Origin of the sequence: Azospirillum agricola, from assembly GCF_020005195.1 — a bacterium.
Classification (GTDB): Bacteria; Pseudomonadota; Alphaproteobacteria; order Azospirillales; family Azospirillaceae; genus Azospirillum; species Azospirillum agricola.
Genome location: NZ_JAIFZR010000001.1, coordinates 239,983 through 257,473, shown reverse-complemented (window position 1 = coordinate 257,473; position 17,491 = coordinate 239,983). Strand labels below are relative to the sequence as shown.

At 64.6% G+C, this 17,491-nt stretch carries 24 protein-coding genes and 1 tRNA gene; 20 read left to right on the top strand and 5 right to left on the bottom strand.

What is annotated here, in order from left to right:
- Positions 1–81: 81 nt before the first annotated feature.
- From JN22_RS00985 to JN22_RS00955, 7 genes are all read left to right on the top strand, one after another.
- The gene (locus JN22_RS00985; protein ID WP_085552129.1) at positions 82–279 is read left to right on the top strand and encodes a hypothetical protein; all 198 of its coding nucleotides are present in this window, start codon (positions 82–84) and stop codon (positions 277–279) included.
- Positions 269–661, top strand: a complete 393-nt coding sequence (locus tag JN22_RS00980) for a type II toxin-antitoxin system death-on-curing family toxin (protein ID WP_085552128.1) — start codon at positions 269–271, stop codon at positions 659–661. The genes JN22_RS00985 and JN22_RS00980 overlap by 11 nt, the downstream gene beginning before the upstream one ends.
- Positions 662–805: 144 nt before the next feature.
- Entirely contained in the window at positions 806–1,150 is a 345-nt protein-coding gene (locus JN22_RS00975; protein WP_085552127.1) for a DUF4258 domain-containing protein, read from the top strand.
- Positions 1,147–1,617, top strand: coding sequence for a helix-turn-helix domain-containing protein (locus JN22_RS00970; protein WP_143268083.1), 471 nt, complete (start codon positions 1,147–1,149; stop codon positions 1,615–1,617). The genes JN22_RS00975 and JN22_RS00970 overlap by 4 nt, the downstream gene beginning before the upstream one ends.
- 193 nt (positions 1,618–1,810) lie before the next feature.
- On the top strand, positions 1,811–2,023 hold the full coding sequence (locus tag JN22_RS00965) for a hypothetical protein (protein WP_085552125.1): 213 nt from the start codon (positions 1,811–1,813) through the stop codon (positions 2,021–2,023).
- Positions 2,024–2,329: 306 nt separating this feature from the next.
- Entirely contained in the window at positions 2,330–3,766 is a 1,437-nt protein-coding gene (locus JN22_RS00960; RefSeq protein WP_143268082.1) for an HD domain-containing protein, read from the top strand.
- Positions 3,759–4,280 carry a hypothetical protein gene (locus JN22_RS00955; protein ID WP_143268081.1) on the top strand — a complete coding sequence of 174 codons (522 nt, stop codon included), beginning with the start codon at positions 3,759–3,761 and terminating at the stop codon, positions 4,278–4,280. Before JN22_RS00960 ends, JN22_RS00955 begins: the two co-directional genes overlap by 8 nt.
- 331 nt (positions 4,281–4,611) lie before the next feature.
- On the opposite strand, the gene JN22_RS00950 is transcribed toward JN22_RS00955, so the two are convergent.
- Both JN22_RS00950 and JN22_RS00945 read right to left on the bottom strand, forming a co-directional pair.
- Positions 4,612–4,809: a hypothetical protein gene (locus JN22_RS00950; RefSeq protein WP_143268080.1), complete on the bottom strand. Its 198-nt coding sequence runs from the start codon at positions 4,807–4,809 to the stop codon at positions 4,612–4,614.
- Positions 4,810–5,051: 242 nt separating this feature from the next.
- The gene (locus tag JN22_RS00945) at positions 5,052–5,537 is read right to left on the bottom strand and encodes a helix-turn-helix domain-containing protein (RefSeq protein ID WP_143268079.1); all 486 of its coding nucleotides are present in this window, start codon (positions 5,535–5,537) and stop codon (positions 5,052–5,054) included.
- Between the two features lie 88 nt (positions 5,538–5,625).
- Between JN22_RS00945 and JN22_RS00940 the strand changes: the two genes are divergently transcribed.
- From JN22_RS00940 to JN22_RS00880, 13 genes are all read left to right on the top strand, one after another.
- Complete coding sequence (locus JN22_RS00940; protein ID WP_179166006.1) at positions 5,626–5,799, top strand: hypothetical protein; 174 nt, start codon at positions 5,626–5,628, stop codon at positions 5,797–5,799.
- 87 nt (positions 5,800–5,886) lie between these two features.
- Positions 5,887–6,768: a phage antirepressor KilAC domain-containing protein gene (locus JN22_RS00935; protein WP_223677503.1), complete on the top strand. Its 882-nt coding sequence runs from the start codon at positions 5,887–5,889 to the stop codon at positions 6,766–6,768.
- 66 nt (positions 6,769–6,834) lie between these two features.
- Positions 6,835–7,191 (top strand): hypothetical protein, encoded by a 357-nt coding sequence (locus JN22_RS00930; protein ID WP_143268078.1) that lies wholly within the window; start codon positions 6,835–6,837, stop codon positions 7,189–7,191.
- A gap of 213 nt (positions 7,192–7,404) precedes the next feature.
- The gene (locus tag JN22_RS00925; protein WP_085552122.1) at positions 7,405–8,019 is read left to right on the top strand and encodes a hypothetical protein; all 615 of its coding nucleotides are present in this window, start codon (positions 7,405–7,407) and stop codon (positions 8,017–8,019) included.
- Positions 8,020–8,022: 3 nt separating this feature from the next.
- The gene (locus tag JN22_RS00920; RefSeq protein ID WP_085552121.1) at positions 8,023–8,592 is read left to right on the top strand and encodes a hypothetical protein; all 570 of its coding nucleotides are present in this window, start codon (positions 8,023–8,025) and stop codon (positions 8,590–8,592) included.
- Positions 8,593–8,694: 102 nt separating this feature from the next.
- Positions 8,695–9,252, top strand: a complete 558-nt coding sequence (locus tag JN22_RS00915) for a hypothetical protein (protein ID WP_085552120.1) — start codon at positions 8,695–8,697, stop codon at positions 9,250–9,252.
- A 40-nt stretch (positions 9,253–9,292) separates the two neighbouring features.
- Positions 9,293–9,850, top strand: coding sequence for a ProQ/FINO family protein (locus JN22_RS00910; RefSeq protein WP_179166005.1), 558 nt, complete (start codon positions 9,293–9,295; stop codon positions 9,848–9,850).
- Complete coding sequence (locus JN22_RS00905; protein ID WP_085552118.1) at positions 9,847–10,038, top strand: hypothetical protein; 192 nt, start codon at positions 9,847–9,849, stop codon at positions 10,036–10,038. The genes JN22_RS00910 and JN22_RS00905 overlap by 4 nt, the downstream gene beginning before the upstream one ends.
- Positions 10,035–11,165 carry a hypothetical protein gene (locus JN22_RS00900; RefSeq protein ID WP_085552117.1) on the top strand — a complete coding sequence of 377 codons (1,131 nt, stop codon included), beginning with the start codon at positions 10,035–10,037 and terminating at the stop codon, positions 11,163–11,165. Before JN22_RS00905 ends, JN22_RS00900 begins: the two co-directional genes overlap by 4 nt.
- Positions 11,162–11,839, top strand: coding sequence for an MT-A70 family methyltransferase (locus JN22_RS00895; RefSeq protein ID WP_085552116.1), 678 nt, complete (start codon positions 11,162–11,164; stop codon positions 11,837–11,839). The genes JN22_RS00900 and JN22_RS00895 overlap by 4 nt, the downstream gene beginning before the upstream one ends.
- Positions 11,836–12,084, top strand: coding sequence for a hypothetical protein (locus tag JN22_RS00890; protein WP_085552115.1), 249 nt, complete (start codon positions 11,836–11,838; stop codon positions 12,082–12,084). The genes JN22_RS00895 and JN22_RS00890 overlap by 4 nt, the downstream gene beginning before the upstream one ends.
- A 204-nt stretch (positions 12,085–12,288) precedes the next feature.
- Positions 12,289–13,596, top strand: a complete 1,308-nt coding sequence (locus JN22_RS00885) for a tyrosine-type recombinase/integrase (protein ID WP_085552114.1) — start codon at positions 12,289–12,291, stop codon at positions 13,594–13,596.
- Between the two features lie 46 nt (positions 13,597–13,642).
- Positions 13,643–13,718 (top strand) — tRNA-Ser (locus tag JN22_RS00880).
- 434 nt (positions 13,719–14,152) lie between these two features.
- Here the strand turns inward: JN22_RS00880 and JN22_RS00875 are convergent.
- The 3 genes from JN22_RS00875 to JN22_RS00865 all read right to left on the bottom strand — a co-directional run bounded on the left by JN22_RS00875 (position 14,153) and on the right by JN22_RS00865 (position 17,476).
- Positions 14,153–14,980 carry a hypothetical protein gene (locus JN22_RS00875; protein ID WP_085552112.1) on the bottom strand — a complete coding sequence of 276 codons (828 nt, stop codon included), beginning with the start codon at positions 14,978–14,980 and terminating at the stop codon, positions 14,153–14,155.
- A gap of 80 nt (positions 14,981–15,060) precedes the next feature.
- The gene (locus JN22_RS00870) at positions 15,061–16,248 is read right to left on the bottom strand and encodes a polysaccharide pyruvyl transferase family protein (protein ID WP_085552111.1); all 1,188 of its coding nucleotides are present in this window, start codon (positions 16,246–16,248) and stop codon (positions 15,061–15,063) included.
- 37 nt (positions 16,249–16,285) lie between these two features.
- Positions 16,286–17,476 (bottom strand): hypothetical protein, encoded by a 1,191-nt coding sequence (locus JN22_RS00865; protein ID WP_085552458.1) that lies wholly within the window; start codon positions 17,474–17,476, stop codon positions 16,286–16,288.
- Between the last annotated feature and the right edge of the window lie 15 nt (positions 17,477–17,491).

The following is a 17,491-nucleotide window of genomic DNA, read 5'->3' as shown; positions in this document are numbered from 1 at the left end:
CCGCCCGGTGGCGTTGCGAAGACCACCATGCTACCGTGGACAGGGTTGCGGACGCCCGCGACCGCCCGTGCCGAGGAGAGGATGATGGCCGTTCGGAAGCCCAAGGATGACGGTTTCCAGTCCGGGGTTGCTGCGGACTCCCATGGCCGCTCCGGCTCCGCCCCTTCCCCCGCGCCGTCGTTCGAGCCGAAGCCGGCCGCCGGCAAGGCCGATTTCGACGAGCGGCTGGCGAAGGTGATGGGCAGGATCGCCAAGACCCGCGCCTACCTTGCCAAGTGAACCGCTCTGGCTGACGCCGGACGATCTCGAAGCCATCAACCGGCGCGAGGTGGAGGAAACCGGCGAGCACCACTTCGTCCGTGACCGCGGTTTCCTGGAAAGCGCCTCGGCGAAGCCGATGAACCGCTGGTCCTATGGCGAAACCAACGTCGTCAGGCTCGCCGTCGCCCTTCTGTGCGGCATCGCGCAGAACCATTGCTTCGAGCAGGGCAACAAGCGGACGGCGGCCACCGCCGCGCTGCTGTTCCTGGATTTCAACGGCTACGAATGGGTTGCCGAGGACAACGAGGACCTCGGCCACTGGATCGTCGCCGTGATCGAAGGGCGGATCGGCGAGGACGCTCTGGCGGACCTGATGGCCGATCACCTCCAGCCCCGCTGAATCACCCAGCCGGCGGTGACCACAGGGCCGTCCTTCGCCGGGCGGCCCTTCGGTGTTTGAGCCACCCGCGAATATGCAGGGCCGCATTGACTCACGCTGTTTATGTATCATATTCGTACATAGACAGCGACCAGAGTGTGGGCAATGCCTGATCCCGTACCGTTTCAGCGCCCCATAAACTGGACACGCCTCCGCTCCAACGAGGCGGAGCGTGTCATCAAGGACAGGGCGAAGAACACGGAGAACGTCGAGATCTCGCTTCATGCGTATGACCGCATCGGGGAACGGTCGATCCTGGCGGGCGACGTCTACCGGATACTCCAGGAGGGAACCGTCGAAGGAGCTCCCGTTCTGGAAGACGGGGAATGGAAAGTCATCATGGTCAAGCGCATGCCTGGGACGCGAACCGCAGGCGTGGTCACGCTCATCATCGCTGACAACAACGAAGTGTTCGTCAAGACCGTCGAATGGATGGATTGGATACGATGACTGAAGGATACCACTACACGGCCTGCGGGTTGGACTATGTGTACCTTCAGGACGGCTACAGGGTCCGTGAAGGGAAGCATGGGCCATCGCTCTCGATCACGGACGCGACCGGCCTGCACGAGGCGATTGCCCGCGCCGTCATCGCGTCGCCGGCCCGGCTGCGTGGGCAGGAGGTCCGTTTCCTGCGGTCGCAGCTCAACCTGTCCCAGGACGGCTTGGCCCGTGCGCTGCGCACCCGGCGCGGCTCCGTGGCCCGTTGGGAGGCCGAGCCGAACAAGGCCATCCCCGGACCGGCGGATGCAGCCCTGCGCATGTTCTACGCCTTGAAGGCCGAAAAGCACGAGGTTGCCGAGAAGATCGCCGATCTTCTGGGAGAGATCGACGAGCTGGAGCACAAGATCGCCGTGATGGAGCATGCGAAATTCTCCAAGGACGGCAGCGGCGAGTGGACCAAGGAGGCGGCGTAAGCCCCTCTTCCTTCTCGCATGAGGGCGCCACCGAACACCCAGGGCCGTCCCTGACAGGGCGGTCTTCTTTGTTGTGAAGCATGGGCAGACATGACCTTCCGCACGCAGGATAGGCCGATCAAGACGACATAGCCCCGGCAGCGCTGCCCGCCGTTGGGCAGGGCGCACCGGGGCGTTGTGCTTGAGAGGCAGAATGTCCAAGGAGATGAAACGCGCCCGGCGTCGCCAGGATCGGGCGCGCATGCTCGCGCGGGCGAAGCGGTACTATCCCGGCCAACGCCATCAGCGGCTCGCCGACAACCTCGCCTCCTGTAGCTGCTGGATGTGCGGAAATCCGCGGCGGTGGCACGGGGAGGTGACCATGCAGGAGCGCCGTCAGGACGTGCGCGACCGCGACAGCGAATGAAGCAGCAAGGGCCGTCCCTCACGGGGCGGCCCTTCCTCATTCCGTTGGGTTGTTGAGCAGCCACGTTGAAGCCGGGTATCGACTTCTCAGCGTTGCTCTGGCATGCTCAAGGTTGCGATTAGCAATAAGAAACTATGTTTTCACAGGGAGCTATGGAATGTTTTCCGCTCTAAAATACTGCTTAGCAATGCCGCAAATAAATGAGGTCATCCATGTCAAATTTCAATGTATTATTAATATTTAACTAAATCATGTTGCCTCCTGAAGTCTCTATATGAGTAATTTGCTTCCCCTGAGGTGAGTGGCGTGCCGAAACCGCAACGGATCCGTGACCCCCTGCATAATCTGATTGAGTTTGAATTCAGAGCAGACGATCAACTTGAACACGCTGTTTGGGAGGCATTAAAAACCCGCCCTTTCCAACGTCTTCGTCGTATTCGGCAACTTGGGTTTTCTGATCTAGTCTATCCAGGGGCCACTCATACACGTTTTGCCCACAGCTTGGGCGTTTTCCATACAGCACGGCGGCTAATGGGAATCATCCACCGCCATATCATGGTGAGTGGCCGTCAATTCCTGCCTCATCAGGCAAACGTCGCCTTGGCCGCAGCTCTCGTTCACGACCTCGGTCACGGTATGTTCAGCCACGCCTTTGAGGACGTTGGCAAGACACTCGACCTGAAGATGGCCCATCACGAGCACGTCAGTGATGCCCTGATACGAGACAGTGAAGTGAGGCGCGCCTTTGAGCCGATGGGCCGCAGCTTTGCAGATGAGGTTGCCGATGTCATTAAGCGTGGTCGGCCCGGAAATCTTTACGATGCTGTAGTCTCCAGCCAGTTCGATGCTGACCGTTTAGACTATATGCGTCGAGATCGATTGATGACCGGGGTACAAAATAGCGCAATCGATTTTGACTGGCTGATGGCCAATCTAGAAATCGCAACGGTCGAATATGGTGTAGATGAACAGCAGCTCGACCCGATCGAAACTTTTGTTCTTGGCCCTAAAGCTTTCCATGCAGCCGAAACATATGTCCTTGCTCTATTTCAACTTTATCCAAATGTGTATCTACACAAAACAACGCGCGCGGCCGAAAAAATGTTTTCGGCTCTTATGTTGCGACTAATTTCGTTGGTCCGCGGAAGGCTTGAGAAGAAGACTGGGCTGCCCAAAAATCACTCGATCGTTCGCTTCGCTAAGGACGCTGATAAACTTGAACATGCTCTGGCGTTAGATGACACAGTGTTCTGGGGTGCGCTTCCTATGCTGGTGGAGGCTGATGATCCCGTAATTAGAGATTGCGCAACGCGCTTGCGCGACCGTAAATTACCAAAATGCATTGATATCCGGTCTCGGCTCGTCGCCGCCGTCGCTTCAGACACTCCTCATGCGATTGATCGCGACACCTCGAAAAAACGGATCGATCGCTTAACCGAACTCATTAAGCTTCGCTTGCAGGCATGGTCTGAGGCTAACTCCTCAGCTAGCCCTCGCATCCTTATGGACTACGCCACACGTTCGCCGTACAAGCCTTTCCGACAGACGACAGGGCCATTAAATCAGATTCTCATCCGCACTGCCGATGATAAAATCCGCGATATGGCTGAGTGCTCGTCCATCGTATCTGGCATTGAAACATTTGAGTTGTTCCGAGCGTATGTCGATGAACCGGACAAGGAAGCGTGGGGTGCTGTTAATGCCGTCATCTCTGACGAACTCGGGAAGAAAGATCATGACTGATAAGCCGAATCGCCAGAAGGCTGCGGAGATCGTACGTGACGCAGGTGGCGAGATCATTGGCCGCACCCGACTTCAAAAGGTGGCTTATCTCCTTGATCTCGCCGGTTTTGGAGAGGGCTTCCGTTTCGAGTACCATCATTACGGTCCGTACAGCGATGAACTGGCTGACGCTGTACGTATGGCAGAAGCATTTGACCTTGTTCACGAAGAAGAGCGGCGCGCCAACTGGGGCGGCGCCTACTCTGTGTTCACCAGCACAACAAAAATTGGCCAGCCTGCTATAAATGATCGCACTCGTTTTGCTGCGACTGCGGCCAGGATTGACTCAATCGAATTGGAGCTTGCTGCAACCGCAGCTTATTTAGCTGCCGCAGAAAAATGCCCTGATCCTTGGGGTGAAACCGAGCGACGTAAACCGGAAAAAGCCACGGGCGGCCGCATTGAGCGAGCAAAAGACGCTTATCGCCGACTTCGCGCTCTGCCGACCAACACACCTTTGCCCCCAATTGCCTGACGGACTTGCATGATCGAGAAGCAGCCCGTCTGCTGCTCAGCCAGTGGGCTTTCTTGTATCTGATGCGTGAGGGGCCGCTCCACTGGAGCGTGGATTGAAACGAAACCTGTTCTGAGGCTGGCGGGCTTCTTCCCCCGCCGCCCTTTCATGAGGGCGTGGATTGAAATGCCATGGTGGGTGTCTCATCCTTAACAATGCCTGTACGCTCTCTCACACGAGTGCGGATTGAAACAACGATTGGGCAGACGGCGTGCAGTTCATCGTTGCCCGACTTCACACGGAAGCATGGCTTGTGAAGCAGAGGCCGCTCCACCGGAGCGGCCCTTATACGTTACCCGTCTTCACGTTCTGCCGCGAGTTCAAGTTCGCCCATGCCGATCTGGCCCCCATACGGCGCCTTGATGTGGCGGATCTCTTCATCGCTGGCAATCAGTGCCCGAGCGGTCTTCAAAGCCTCACGCGCGGTCGCTTTCGATGTCGTGCGCACGTGCCGATCTCCCCTCGGTGCATAGCCGATTTCGTAGGACATTCTGTCTGTCTCCGTGCTTTGAGCGGATGCACAGTACCAGGTCCGGCGTCAACTCAGATGCTTGATGATAGAGCCAACGACGAACCCGAACGCCAACATCAAAAGCCAGTCGAGCTTGCGGTTTATCCGCCGCAATAGCTCTCGGTCGTCGTCGTTCATGTCCTCTCCCTCAACCGGAGGACGCTACCACAGCCGGAAGGGGGAGGGGAGTCAGTTGCCGGAGTTCCCATGATCCGTTCGCCCTACTCGTTAGGTGGTTTCTCGCTTTTCTCAGAAGGCAATTGGGAACGCTTAGAGATTATTTCCTCCGCCGTCGATTGAAGTTCTTTGATGTAATTCTTATCAATGTATCCAATTTCATCTTGCGTATGATAGTATCTTGCGCTCCTCGTCAGGTCATCCACTACAAAAGCTGCGATCTCTTTCTTTGTTTTTTCATCGAAATCCCAAAGCCCATGTGACAGGTACCAGATACCTTTTTTCACACGAGTTTTCCAGATGCCGTAGTCCATAGAGCCTTTTTTCTTAAGAACTCCATTATCATCTATAAAAGTTATTCCAAATTCTTCAAGAGTTCTTGTTACTGATTTTAATGTTGAACTATTTACGCCTTGTCCTTTTTCGATGCGAAGGATCGTGTTTGGGGCTACTTCGGCATAGTGCGCCAGTTCAGCAATTGTGATCTGGAGCATCGCACGAGCGGCGCGGATTTGCGTATCTGTTGTCATTTTGCGTTTTTATCGCAATTCTGCCGTTGACGGTCGCAACCAAGTTGCGTAATTATCGCAACTGTAAACGACAGCTTAGGAGAATGCCATGGCGACCTCTATGGTTCGCAAGCTGGCGACATTCCCCGATGAAATGTGGAAGCGTGTGGACGACTACCGGTATCGGAACCGGATCGCGTCGGAAACCGAGGCGGTGCGCCGTCTTGTGCTGAAAGGGCTGGAGAGTGATGCCCCGCAGGTCCCGGCTCATGCGGGGGCCTGAAATGAAAAATCCGGCGTCGGTGAGCTTTTGCAGGGCCACCATCGACGCCGGATTTTTCGCACTCGAACCCATAGGAAAGGACGAGCAATGAACGGCAATATGACCCCGAGCGGGGGAGATGGCAATGGTGCTGGTACGCCCATCGCCTACAAGGGCGTCCGGGTGATGACCACGGAACGGCTGGCGGCCGAATTCAGCGCCACTCCCAAGCAGCTTCAGGACAACCATGCCAACAACCGGTCCCGGTTCGTTGAGGGCGTCCACTTCTTCAAGATCGTCGGGGACGAATTGAGGGCGCTCCGCGAGCAACCCGATTTCGTCGGGTTGCAAATTTCGCCTATGGTCAGGCACCTGATCCTGTGGACCGAGCGGGGGACTTTGAACCACGCCAAGATCCTCGGGACGGACGAGACGTGGAGCATCCATGAGCGGCTGGTGGACACCTACTTCGCCGTGAAGGAAGGCAGGGTGGCCGATCCGATGGCGGTCCTCAACGACCCGGCGGCGATGCGCGGCCTGCTGCTGAACTACACCGAGAAGGTGCTGGAGCTGGAGGCGAAGGTACAGGAGCAGGCGCCAACCGTCGCGGCGTTCGACCGCATCGCCAACGCCGACGGCTCGATGTGCATCACCGACGCGGCGAAGGCGTTGCAGGTCCGGCCCTCGGACCTGTTCAAGTTCCTGCGTCAGAACAGCTGGGTCTACAGCCGTCCCGGCAAGGCGGGCGACATCGCCCACCAGGACAAGCTCCGGATCGGCTACCTGGAGCACAAGGTGACGACCGTCAGCCGGTCGGACGGATCGGAGAAGACGGTCGAACAGGTCCGCGTCACCCCGAAGGGCCTCGCCAAGCTGGCGAAGCTGCTGGGCGGCTCCGGCGGTCCCGGCGGCGCGCCGGCCTCCCTGCCGCTTCTCCGCCCCAACGGCCTGGGCGGCTCCGCCGTCCCCCACGCTCCCGCGATGGAGTGACCGCCGATGCATCCTGACTTATCAACCCGCCGGGGCATCCTGGCGGGAACTGTGGCGGCTTGCGTGGTGCCGGCCGCCCTCCTGCCGTCTCCGCCCGCCGTTCCGGCTCTTCACCCCGACGCCGAGCTGCTGGCGCTCGGGGCCGAGATGGACGCGCTGCTTGCCGCCTTCGACAAGGCGGAAACCGATCCGGCCTGCGACCGGCTGGCCGCTCGTCTCGCGGCCGTGCAGAACCGGATCGCGGTTCTCGTTCCCCGCACCCCCGCCGGCCTCGCCGTGCGACTCCGGCTGGCCTGGGGCCTCTCGGATGTGGATGGGACCGAACACCGCCACGGGCCGCAGCCCTACAGCAACGACCACACCCGCCTGCTGTGGGCGCTGATCCGCGACGCCGAGCGGATGGCGTTCCCGTCCGCAGCCTGACCTTTTCCGGGCGGGCGGCTCAACCGCCCCCCGTCTTCGCCCGCGCCGAATCAGGCGGGCGGTCCACACGCACAACGGCGAACGCAATTTATCGCTTCGCAACGCGATTTGCGTGTTGACGCTTTAAATCACTTATTGCAATATAATCTCACCCTCCATACGGAGGCGGGTTTGATCCTTTCCCCGCCTCCCCGAACCGGGAGCACGATCTCCATGGGGTTCCAAGACGGTCATGAGCCGACCCTGAATGGCTCCGACGACAGCAACGTCACCCAGCTCACCTTTCCCGACGAGGCCGCAACCGACGACGAGATCGTCGCCGTCGACGGCGAGGCCCGCATCCGGGATCTCACCCTCGGGCGCGATCTGGAGTTTGACCGACCGCGCAAGATCAGGGAACTGATCGAGCGCCACATCGAGACGCTTCGGCTGCTCGGGACGTGCCCCACGGTGGGGCGGGTGGTGCGCGGGAACGCCGTCACCGAATATCTGCTGAACCGCAACCAAGCCATCTTCATCGCGGCGAAGTCTGAGACGCCGAAGGCCACCGAGCTGGTGATCGGCGTCATCAAGAAGCTGGACGCCTACGAGAAGGGGCTGATCGCCCCGCCGGTTCCCGCCCCGAGCCTCGCCGAGCGCCGCGTGCGGGTGCATGAGCTGAATGCCGCCACCAAGGCGCTCGACCGGGTCGGCAAGGTCGGCGGCTCCCGCGCCATGCTGTCGAACATCCAGGAAGTCTACGGCAAGGTCGGCCTGCGCATCGACCTCTCCACCGCCCAGGTCCAGCACGAGATGGGCTTTGCCGGCACCGCCGAGCGGAGTGCCTGAGCGATGGCAGCCACCGACACCGTCACCCTCTCGCCGGAACTCCGCCTCTTCGCGCGGATGCTGTCCGCCAAGTTCGACAGGCTCGACGCCGATAGCTGGTTGGCTGATGAGTACACGGATATCGCCGAGCTGCACCTGTCGCAGACGCTGGGCAAGCCTCTCAAGGATCCCGAATTCGTCCGCATCTGGAACGCCGTGTTCGACGAGGTGTGCGCCCTGGCGCATGAGGACGAACCCACCGATCCGCTGCCGCCCGGCACGATCCCCACGGAGGCGGAACTGGCTGGCCTTCCCTTCCGGGAATGGTATGTCAGCGTCAACGATGTGTTCGGCAAGCCCATTCAAGGCGTTCTGGTGAACGCCCGCACGATGGGCGAGGCGGGCCGGCTGGTGGAGGCAATGAACCTCCCGGGCACCTACTCCTTCGGCTACACCCCGGCCGACAACGTTCCGGGCTGCATCGTCCGCGACCTCGCGAAGCGTTGGGACGACAAGGTGGTGCGGGAGATCGCCGCCAAGCTGGGCGTGGGTTACGACGTCCTGTTCGCACCGGCCGGTAGCACGGCGTACTGACCGCCCGTCCGGCGCTTCACCGCTTTTCGCAACGACCGACACCGTTCCGCCGCGCAGCCCGCTCGCGGCAACGCCCTCCCTTTGCCCGAAAGGAGCCCGCCCATGATCGCCGGCCCCCCGTCCTCCAGCCCGCCGCCGGGCAGCATCCCGCCCCGGCCCGTCACGATCCACAAGAGCGAGCGCTGCTCCGTCGCGTTCGAGGGGTACGGCGTCGCCGAAATCTCCGGCCCGCGCCGGGGCGAACTCGCCGGCATGGTGTCGGCCCTGCCGCTGGTGCTGAAGGCGCTGGGGTCGGTCACCGCGGCGCTGCGCTCCGGCGGGCCGCTGCCCGATCTGGACGAGCTGGGGGCCGCCCTGGCGGAGGCCGGCGTTTCACCGGGCGGGTCGGCGGCGGGCAGCGGCGGGGCCGCCGCTCCGGCCGCGCGGCCGGATTGGTCGGATCGGCTGGCCGGCCTGCTCGCCGACCTCGCCGTCCGGCTCGACGCCCTGTCGAGGGACCGCGCCAACTTCCGCGCGCCGCGCGTCCTGAAGGACGCCCTGGTCGAGATGGCGCGCACCACCCGCGAGACGCTGGCGGACACCGGCTATGGCGCCCTGCTGCCGCCGGACCTGACGCCGCCGGCCGATGCCGGCCCCGACACGCTGGGGGCGGCCGCGTGAACCGGCCGCCCGTCACCCTCAGACCTGGAGGCTGATGCCCATGAAGATGCTGACCGCCCCGCCCTTGGCGGACGATGCCCTGTCCACGCCGGTGACGGGTTCGCTGGAACAGGGCGCAGGCTCGCTCACCGCGCGGATGTGCGCGCTGTGGAACCACTGCACGCCGGACCGCCAGCGCACCCTGTTCGAGGCGTGCGAATGGATGATCGCGGAGGGGGAAACCATCGGTTCCCTCCTCGCCGGATCGTCCGCGCGCAACCCCACCGGCCTGCACGCCGACCGCCGGGCGCTCGCCAGGGCGTTCCCGGCCTGCTTCAACCGGCCGAAGTCCAAGGCTCCCAAGCGTCCGCTGAAGGTTGGCATCGTTGCCGACGCGGTGGCGCGCGGCGTCACGGGCGAAGACGGCCGGCCGCTGACCGCCAAGCGCATCGAGCGGGCCGTCGCCGACTACTGCACCGGGACGAAGTACGAGGCCGCCCTGATCGCCGGGGCCGTCCGCATCGACCTGGACGGCGACCCGGCGGGCACGGTCCTGCCGGCGCATGCGGCCCACGCGCCCGGCCGGGCGAAGACCGACGCACCGGAGGCCGCCGCATGAGCTACATCGCTCCCATGCCGGTCACCGCCGATCCCGCCGACGCCCTGCTGGCGACGCCGATCGAACCGGGTCCCCGCTGGCCGGGCGACGACGCCCCCGCCCTGATCCAGCGCATCAACCACCCCTTCGGCCCGCGCCTCGGCGCCGACGCCGTGACCGCCATTCCCACCGGGAGGACCAACGCATGAGCCTGCTGCCGATTTCCAAGCCCGTCGCCGAAGAGGCACCCGCTTCCTTCACTGGCTCCCTGGTCTCCCCGACGCTGCGCACCGCCTATCTTGACTGGCGCCGGGTGAAGGCGGTGTCTGACCGGCTCTGGCGCCTCGCTTCGGACCTGCCTTGCGGGGAGGAGGAGGATGCGGTGGCCGACTTCAGCTGCGTCATCGACCGGCGTGAGAGGCTTCACCGGAACCGGGTGATGAAGCATCCGGCCGCCACCCCCAGCGATCGGCTGCTGAAACTGCGCTGCTTGCTGGAAAGCGATGAGGATGCTTTCCAAGGGTTCGACCATGGCCTGTTGCCCGATCTGGTCGCCCTGACCGGCTTGGTGACGGTGCGAGAGCCGGTGACGGTGGAACCCCCCGAGACGGATTCCGAGCGGCGCGACAGCCTGACCGCCGCCCCCTCCATCATCCCCGACCAATCTCCCACCGACCTGCTGCGCCTGTTCACACACGAGGAGGGAAGCGAGCTGTTCGCCCTCGCCGCCGCCTATCGCATCGCCAAGATCACGGCCCCGGATCGGCTGGACACCGTCATTGCATCGCTGAACGCTTACACCGGCTATGCTTTTACCTTTGATTGCGATGAAAACGGCGTCTGCCATTCCGTGCCCGACACTCTCCTGACCAAGGAAGAGCGCGTCGACCTTGCCCGGCTGGAGCATCTGTCCCCTATGGCGGTCAAGCGTCTGAACGACGCGTTTCAGACCCACCGCGCCGAGGTGGCGGAAAGCGTTTGCCGGAAGGAAGAGGAACAGAAGGCGCAACAAGCCGCCGCCGAACGTGCCAAGCACGGCCCGCCGACCGCCGAACGGCTGATCCCGCTGCTCCCGTCCTTTTCGGAGGAGGCGCGTAAGGCGGCATCCAGCATCCTGATCAACGCCGATATGATGACCACCATCCACGGGATCATCGCCCAGCACGCCGCCGCCCTCCAGACACACGAGCTGGAGGAACTCCGCAAGTTCGATCTCGCGGCCTTGGAGGAGCGGTTCCAGGCGGAAACCCAGAACATCTTCCGGCAGGAGATCGACCGCGTGCTCCGCATCCGGCAGGCGACGCCGGCCAATCCGCAGCCCGTCGGTGCCCGATGAACGCCATCAGCCCTCGCGACCGTGGCCGGCCGGGAGCTTCTCCCGGCGCGGTCTGGCCCTTCGGCGATCTCCGGCCCGGCGGCTATGGGGTGATCCTGTCCGATCCGCCCTGGAAGTTCCGGACATGGTCGGCGAAGGGCGACGGCAAGGCCTGCCCGTACGACACCCTGTCGATCGACCAGATCGCCGCCCTGCCGGTCAGTGCCCTGGCGGCCCGGAACTGCATGCTGGTCATGTGGACCACGGCGCCGTTCCTGCCGGACTCGCTGGACGTCCTGCGGGCCTGGGGGTTCCGCTACAGTACCTGCGGGTCCTGGTCGAAGCTCACCGCCGCCGGGGAGCCGGCGGTGGGCACCGGCTACTATTGGCGGTCCTCGTCCGAACTCTGGCTGGTCGGGGCGAAGGGGAGCCCCGGCCGCTGGCGCGGCCTCGCCATCCCGAACGCTATCCTCGACCAGCGCCGGGAGCACAGCCGCAAGCCGTCCCGCCTGCATGACGACCTCGACCGCGCCTATCCCGGCGTCGCGAAGGCGGAGCTGTTCGCCCGCAGCCCCCGGCCCGGCTGGTCCGTGTGGGGGAACGAGACGGACCGTTTCCAGCCGGACCTGCCGATGACCGCGGTGGAGCCCGCCGGCACACCGGCCTTGCCGCCCACAAACGGAGGAGCACCGTGACCGCCACCATCATCGCGTTTCCCCGCCGGCCCGTCAGCGACACCGACCGGGCGGAGGCCGCCAAGGCGAAGTGCGACGCCGCCTTGGCCTACGACCGGCACCCGAGTCCAGAGAACCGGACGCGGCTGCTCGACGCCCACCGCCGTCTGGCCGAGATCCGTCACGCCGGAGCGACGGGCCTCGTGGAGCGCGACATGGTCGCCTTCCTGCGGATCATGACGCTGAACGAACAGGAGCCGGCGTGATCTCTCTCGAAACGGTCCTACGCAACGGGCTCGTGCCGCCCCCGCTGGTGAGGTGAAGGGAATGGGCCATCGGGAATTGACCCTTAAAGAGATTGCGGAGAGCCTTCACAAGAGCCCCCGCTGGCTGCAATCCCAGCTTTCCGAAGACATGAGGAACGCCAGGCCGCAGCTCCAGTTTCACCACTATGTCGGAAGGACCCCGCTTTGGACCGCAGAAGAGGCCAAGGCCTTGAAAAGGGCGATCGTGGAAAGGGACACCGCAAGAAGGCGGCCCCCGGTCTCCGCGTCGTCGAGCGGGACGGACACTGGCACATTGCCGGCACCCTGCGCGTCGCGGGACGCTCTCGCCGCATTCGAAAGAGTACTGAACTTCCGGCAGACGAGCGCAACCGCGACTTCGCCGAAGCCCTCAAGCTCCAGATCGAGCAGGACGCGCGGAACGAAGCCGTCCACGGCATCAAGCCCTCCGTCCCCTTCGCCGTTGCGGCTGATTCCTTCCTGAACCAACGGCGCGCCCGGCCGCTCAACCCGGTCGACATCGCGCGCATCCAGGAACTGACGGTGGAGTTCGGGATCCGCACGATCAACACCCTCACCGACGAGGACTGGAACGCCTTCATCGACCGCCGACACGCCAGCAACACCGCGCAGACGCGCGAGCGTTACCTGAACATCGTCGTCGGCTTCCTGTCCTGGTGCCGGAAGCGGCCGCGCCAGTGGATCGCCGCCCTTCCCCACTTCGAGCGGGACAAGGCGGCACGGCGGCGACGGGCCGTCTCCCGCCGGCGGGTGATTGAGTTGACGCCCGACCTCGTCGCCCTGATGATCGAGTGCGCCAGCCCGCACATGGCCGCCCAGCTTGCGGTCGAGTGGTCCACGGGCGCCAGGGTTTCCTCGATCCTGTCCGGGTGCCGGTTCTGCGACCTGCAACTTGCGCCGGGCCGGGAGCAGATCACCTTTCACGAGACCAAGACCGGAGAGCCCGTCACCTCGTCGCTGCACCCGTGGGCCGTCCAGGTGCTGCGCGGCTACATCGAATGGCGGGGCGTGCCCAAGGACCGCGAGGGCGCCCTGTTCCTGACACACCGCATGAAGCCCTACAAGGACAACGGCAAGGGCTACGGCACCCAGAACAAGACGGGATTCAACGGCATGAAACGGCGCGCCGCCCAGGCGCTGCGCGACGCCGCGGCGAAGGAGGCGATCAAGCTGCGCGCGGCCGGCCTGCGGGATGAGGCTCGCGCCTGGATCGACCAAGAGAAGGGGCGAGCCGACCTGATCGGGCAGGTCACGCAGCATTGGTTCCGCCACCTGCTGGCGACGCAGATGCTCTCCAAGGGCGCCGACATCCGGTCGGTGATGGAGCAAGGCGGTTGGCTCGACGCGAGTTCCGTCCTAATCTATGGCCACGATGTTCCGGAGCGGCGGCGCGAACTGGTCAACCTGCTCGACACCGAGGGCCCCTCTGCGGCACGTCCGGACAGCGCATCGATTGCCACGCGGCGCGGATGACACGCCATTGACACGCGGACCGGCGAGCATGCTGTAACCTACGGGTGGATAATGGAAATTCTCACATACCCTCGCCCCTCCGAAGGCAGAGGTCATGAGTTCGAATCTCGTCGGGTCCGCCATTTTCCCGCTTGCGCATCGGCAACTCAGCCACAGCCCCCGCACTCCATTCCGCGCAAACTGTCGCAGAATGTCATGGATGCCAAAGCGCTCATGATCCAGGGCATGTTGAAATTCCTCGTTCTTTCCGCCTGCCTTCTTGCAGCCGGATGCGCCGACCTTCCCGGTTTCACCTCCGCGGGGCCGATCCCAAGCACGTCCTACGAGAGCGGCTATGGCCTCCGCCCTTACGGTCCGCAGTCCGCGGCGGATAGCCAGCTTGATTGGGGCTGGTAGCTCTCCGATCGACAACCGGGCATCGCGCGGCTCGACCGGATCCAACCGGCCGGCTTTCCTTCACGCCGCCTTCCCCTCCCTGCCCTTCCTTCGCGCCAAACGCTTGCCGAACCGGTAAGGCCCCGTTCCGTGCAAGGAAAAGGGCTTGGGGACAGGCCCGCTACGCCATCCAATGGAACAGGGCGAAACCCGACAGCGTTGCGACGAAGGCCCCCGCCGCACCGCTGAGCATCGCCAGGGCCGATGGCCGGTTCCTCTTCGTGCCGTTGTCGGCGATGGCGCTGTCGAAGCCGCGCAACGTGGAATCCATGCGCACCAGGAACACCTCCAGCCCGCCGACCCGCTCGGTCAGTTCGCGGACCGCCTCGGCGAGCGCGTCCTGGCGGTCGGCCTGGGCGTGACCGGTCTGGGCGGTGGCGGCGCGGTCAGCGGCAATCCCCTTGTTCAGGTCGCGCAGCAGACGCCCCACTCCCTGCTGGGCGGCGGCGAGCTGGCGCTGGTCGCGCCGCACCGAATCGATGCGTTCGGCGATCCGTTGGAGATGCGGGGCCAGCAGCCGGTCGAGCCGCTGTTCCTCGGCGTCGGGCTGGCGGAAGGTCTCGACCGCGCCGGTGCTGGGGGATCGGATGACGGCGACGACCCGGCGCAGATCGCCGTCCTCCGGCAGGGCGGTCTCCGCCTCGAAGGCATGGCCGCCGTCGCCGATGCCGTTGGCGGCGAGGTCGGCGCGCGGACGGTCGGCGAGCACGCGGCCCAGCACCAGCGGCGCCCCGCCGTCGCGCTCCAGACGAAGCTCCACCTCCAACCGATCGTCGGGATGGGCGCGGTCCCAGGCCCAACCGAAGACGCGGCCCTCCTGGACGGCGTCGATGTGCCCCTCGATCGCGGCGGCAACGGTGACAGGGGCACCGCTGCCCTCTGTGGCCGGGGCTTCGGCGGGCTGCGGGGCGACCTCGCGCAGTTCGACGATGGTGGCGGTGGCGGGCATGGTCGCGGTCTCCGGATGGCGTGTGCGGAAAATGAGGAGGCCCCCTCCCTGCTCGGAGAAGGGGGCCGCCGGGGCCGTCTTTACGCGGCCTTGCGCTCCACCGCCTTGCGGGCGGTCGGGCTCGGCATGCGGTGCGGGATGTAGTTCTCGTCGAGGAACTCCCGCATGTCGCGGTAGCGCGCGTAGTAGGTGCGGTTGAACGCCTCGAAGCGCGACTGGTCCCAGTATTCCTCAAGCACGAAGGGCTTGCCGGAATAGACGTTGTAGCAGGGGATGGCGAAGGTCTCGGCGAACTCGGCGGTGCGGCTGTCGTAGCTGAAATAGACCGACGGCGTGCCGTTCGACAGCGCCATCAGGTTGCCGTGCAGCCGGTAGCCGAGCACCAGATCCTTCGAGCGCACCAGATTCTCGTAGTCGGCGACGACGTCCGAGTACCACAGGCGCGAGCGGTACAGCTCGTCCATCTCCGCGTCGAAGTACCAGTTCTTCAGCCAGTCGCTGTCATGCAGTTGCCGCCACGCCTCGGCCTTCTGCTCCTCGGTGCCCCACATCAGCTTCTTCTCCTCGACCTCGCCCTGCATCATCAGCACGGTGTCGAAGCGGCGGGACATGTCCTTCACGAAGTCGCGGTGGCGCTCCAGATAGGTGCGGACGTCGGGCGAATAGTGGCGCGACACCTCGCGCCGCATGGTGATGCCGACCTTGCGCACGCTGTCGAGCGCCGGCAGATCGATGCGCAGCTCCGGGTCGCGGTTGCGGAAGGCGGTCGGGCAGCCGACGATGCGGGTGTTCTTGATCCCGAGATCCCACAGCACCTCGGCGGTGTAGGTGCCGCGCACGCCGAGCGTGGTCGATTTGTCGGCGAACATGCGCCAGATGCGCTTGCTCTCCTCCGACAGCTCCAGCTTGCCGGTGGCCGGCGCCTGGGCGCCGACGCCGAAGGCGATCACCGGGATGCGCAGCTTGGACAGCACCTTCTCGGTGTTGGCCGGCCAGTTGATCGAATCGTGGATGTAGTTGGAGCCGCGCAGGAACACATAGTCGTATTCGGCGTTGGCGCGGTCCACCAGATCCTGCTTGAACTCGCGGATCTCGACCACGTCGAGGCGATCGTAGGTCAGCAGCTTCAGCGACGAGTCGTAGACGAAGGCGTCGCCGATGTTGTGGTAGTGGTCGATGCTGCCTTGAACGTCACTGTGATTGTACCAGCGCACACAGTCGTGATCGTAGACTTCGCCGGAAGGAATCATAACGAGGATGTTGGCCACGGCTGTTCTCCTGGAAGATGGAGCGGCTGGAAAGGGATCAGCGGTCGGCGACCGCATCGATGTGGATCGGCACACGGACCAGATCGCGCTCGCGGGTCGGCTTGCAGCCGGACATCCGCAGACGCGTCAGGTAAAGGAAAGCGTCGCCGTCGGTGTCCTCGAAATTCCGTGACAAACTGTCGGGGTCGAGGATCGACGGGTAATAGAGGGTCTCGGCCGTCCCGCAGCGGTCCCTGTCGGTCATCAGCGGGGCCGCCCAGGCGAGGCGGGGCACCGACCAGGAGCGCAGGTCGGCGGAACTCGACACCCAGACGCCGGACACCGGCTCCGCCCCCGGCCGCTCGGCGCGGCGGCCGGCCATGACGGCGAGGGTGAGGCCGCTCGGCGCGTGGCGGACGAGGCCGGTGACGGTGAAGGGCAGCCGGCCGGCCGGCATCGGCTGGCAGACATGGCCGGCGGGGGGCTCGGACGACGCGGAGGCGGCGTAGGGGTCGAGGAAGCGCACGGTGAAGTCACGCCCGTCCCAGCCGCGCCAGGAGTCCGGCGCCGACAGCTCGTGCGTCCGCATCAGGCAGACCCCGCGCTTCTGCGCGCCCGTCTCCTCGGCGAAGGCGGTGGCGTAGTACCAGCCGTCCTGCGCGATGATGTTGCTGGGGCCGAACAGCCCGGCGCGGCGGCCGAGATCGCCGCGGAAGCGGTAGGGGATGCCGGCGACGTAGCCGGCGCCACGGAAGCGGCGGCCGCCATCCTCCGACACCGCCAGCGTCACGCTGTTCCACCAGCAGGCGGCGTAGTCGCCGGCCGGGCAGAGGGCGCGGCGCTCGTGCCCGTGGAACTCGTTGTGGACCAGCGCGTAGACGGTGCGGCCGTCGGTCGTGTAGGGGGCGGCGAGCCAGCCCCGGTCGTCGTAACGGGCCGGGTCGTCCTGGCGTCCGGAGTCGAAGACGACGCGGCAGTCCGGCGCCACGCGGTCGAGCGTGGGGCCGGTCAGCGCGCGGGCGGTGGTGTGGGCGGCCAGCAGATGCACGGTGCCGTCGGCGCTCCGCCACGCACGGGCCGGCGCGTCCGGCACGTCCCAGCCCTCGCAGGCCTGGGTGCGCCAGTCGAACACCGTCTCCGGTCGGGCGTCCGGCGGCACGATGGCGCGCAGTTCGGGGGCGCGCAACTCGGCCGCGTGGCTGGGCACCGCCGCCGTCATGAGGAAAGCCGCCAGAAGAGCGCCGTGCATCGCCGACACCATCCG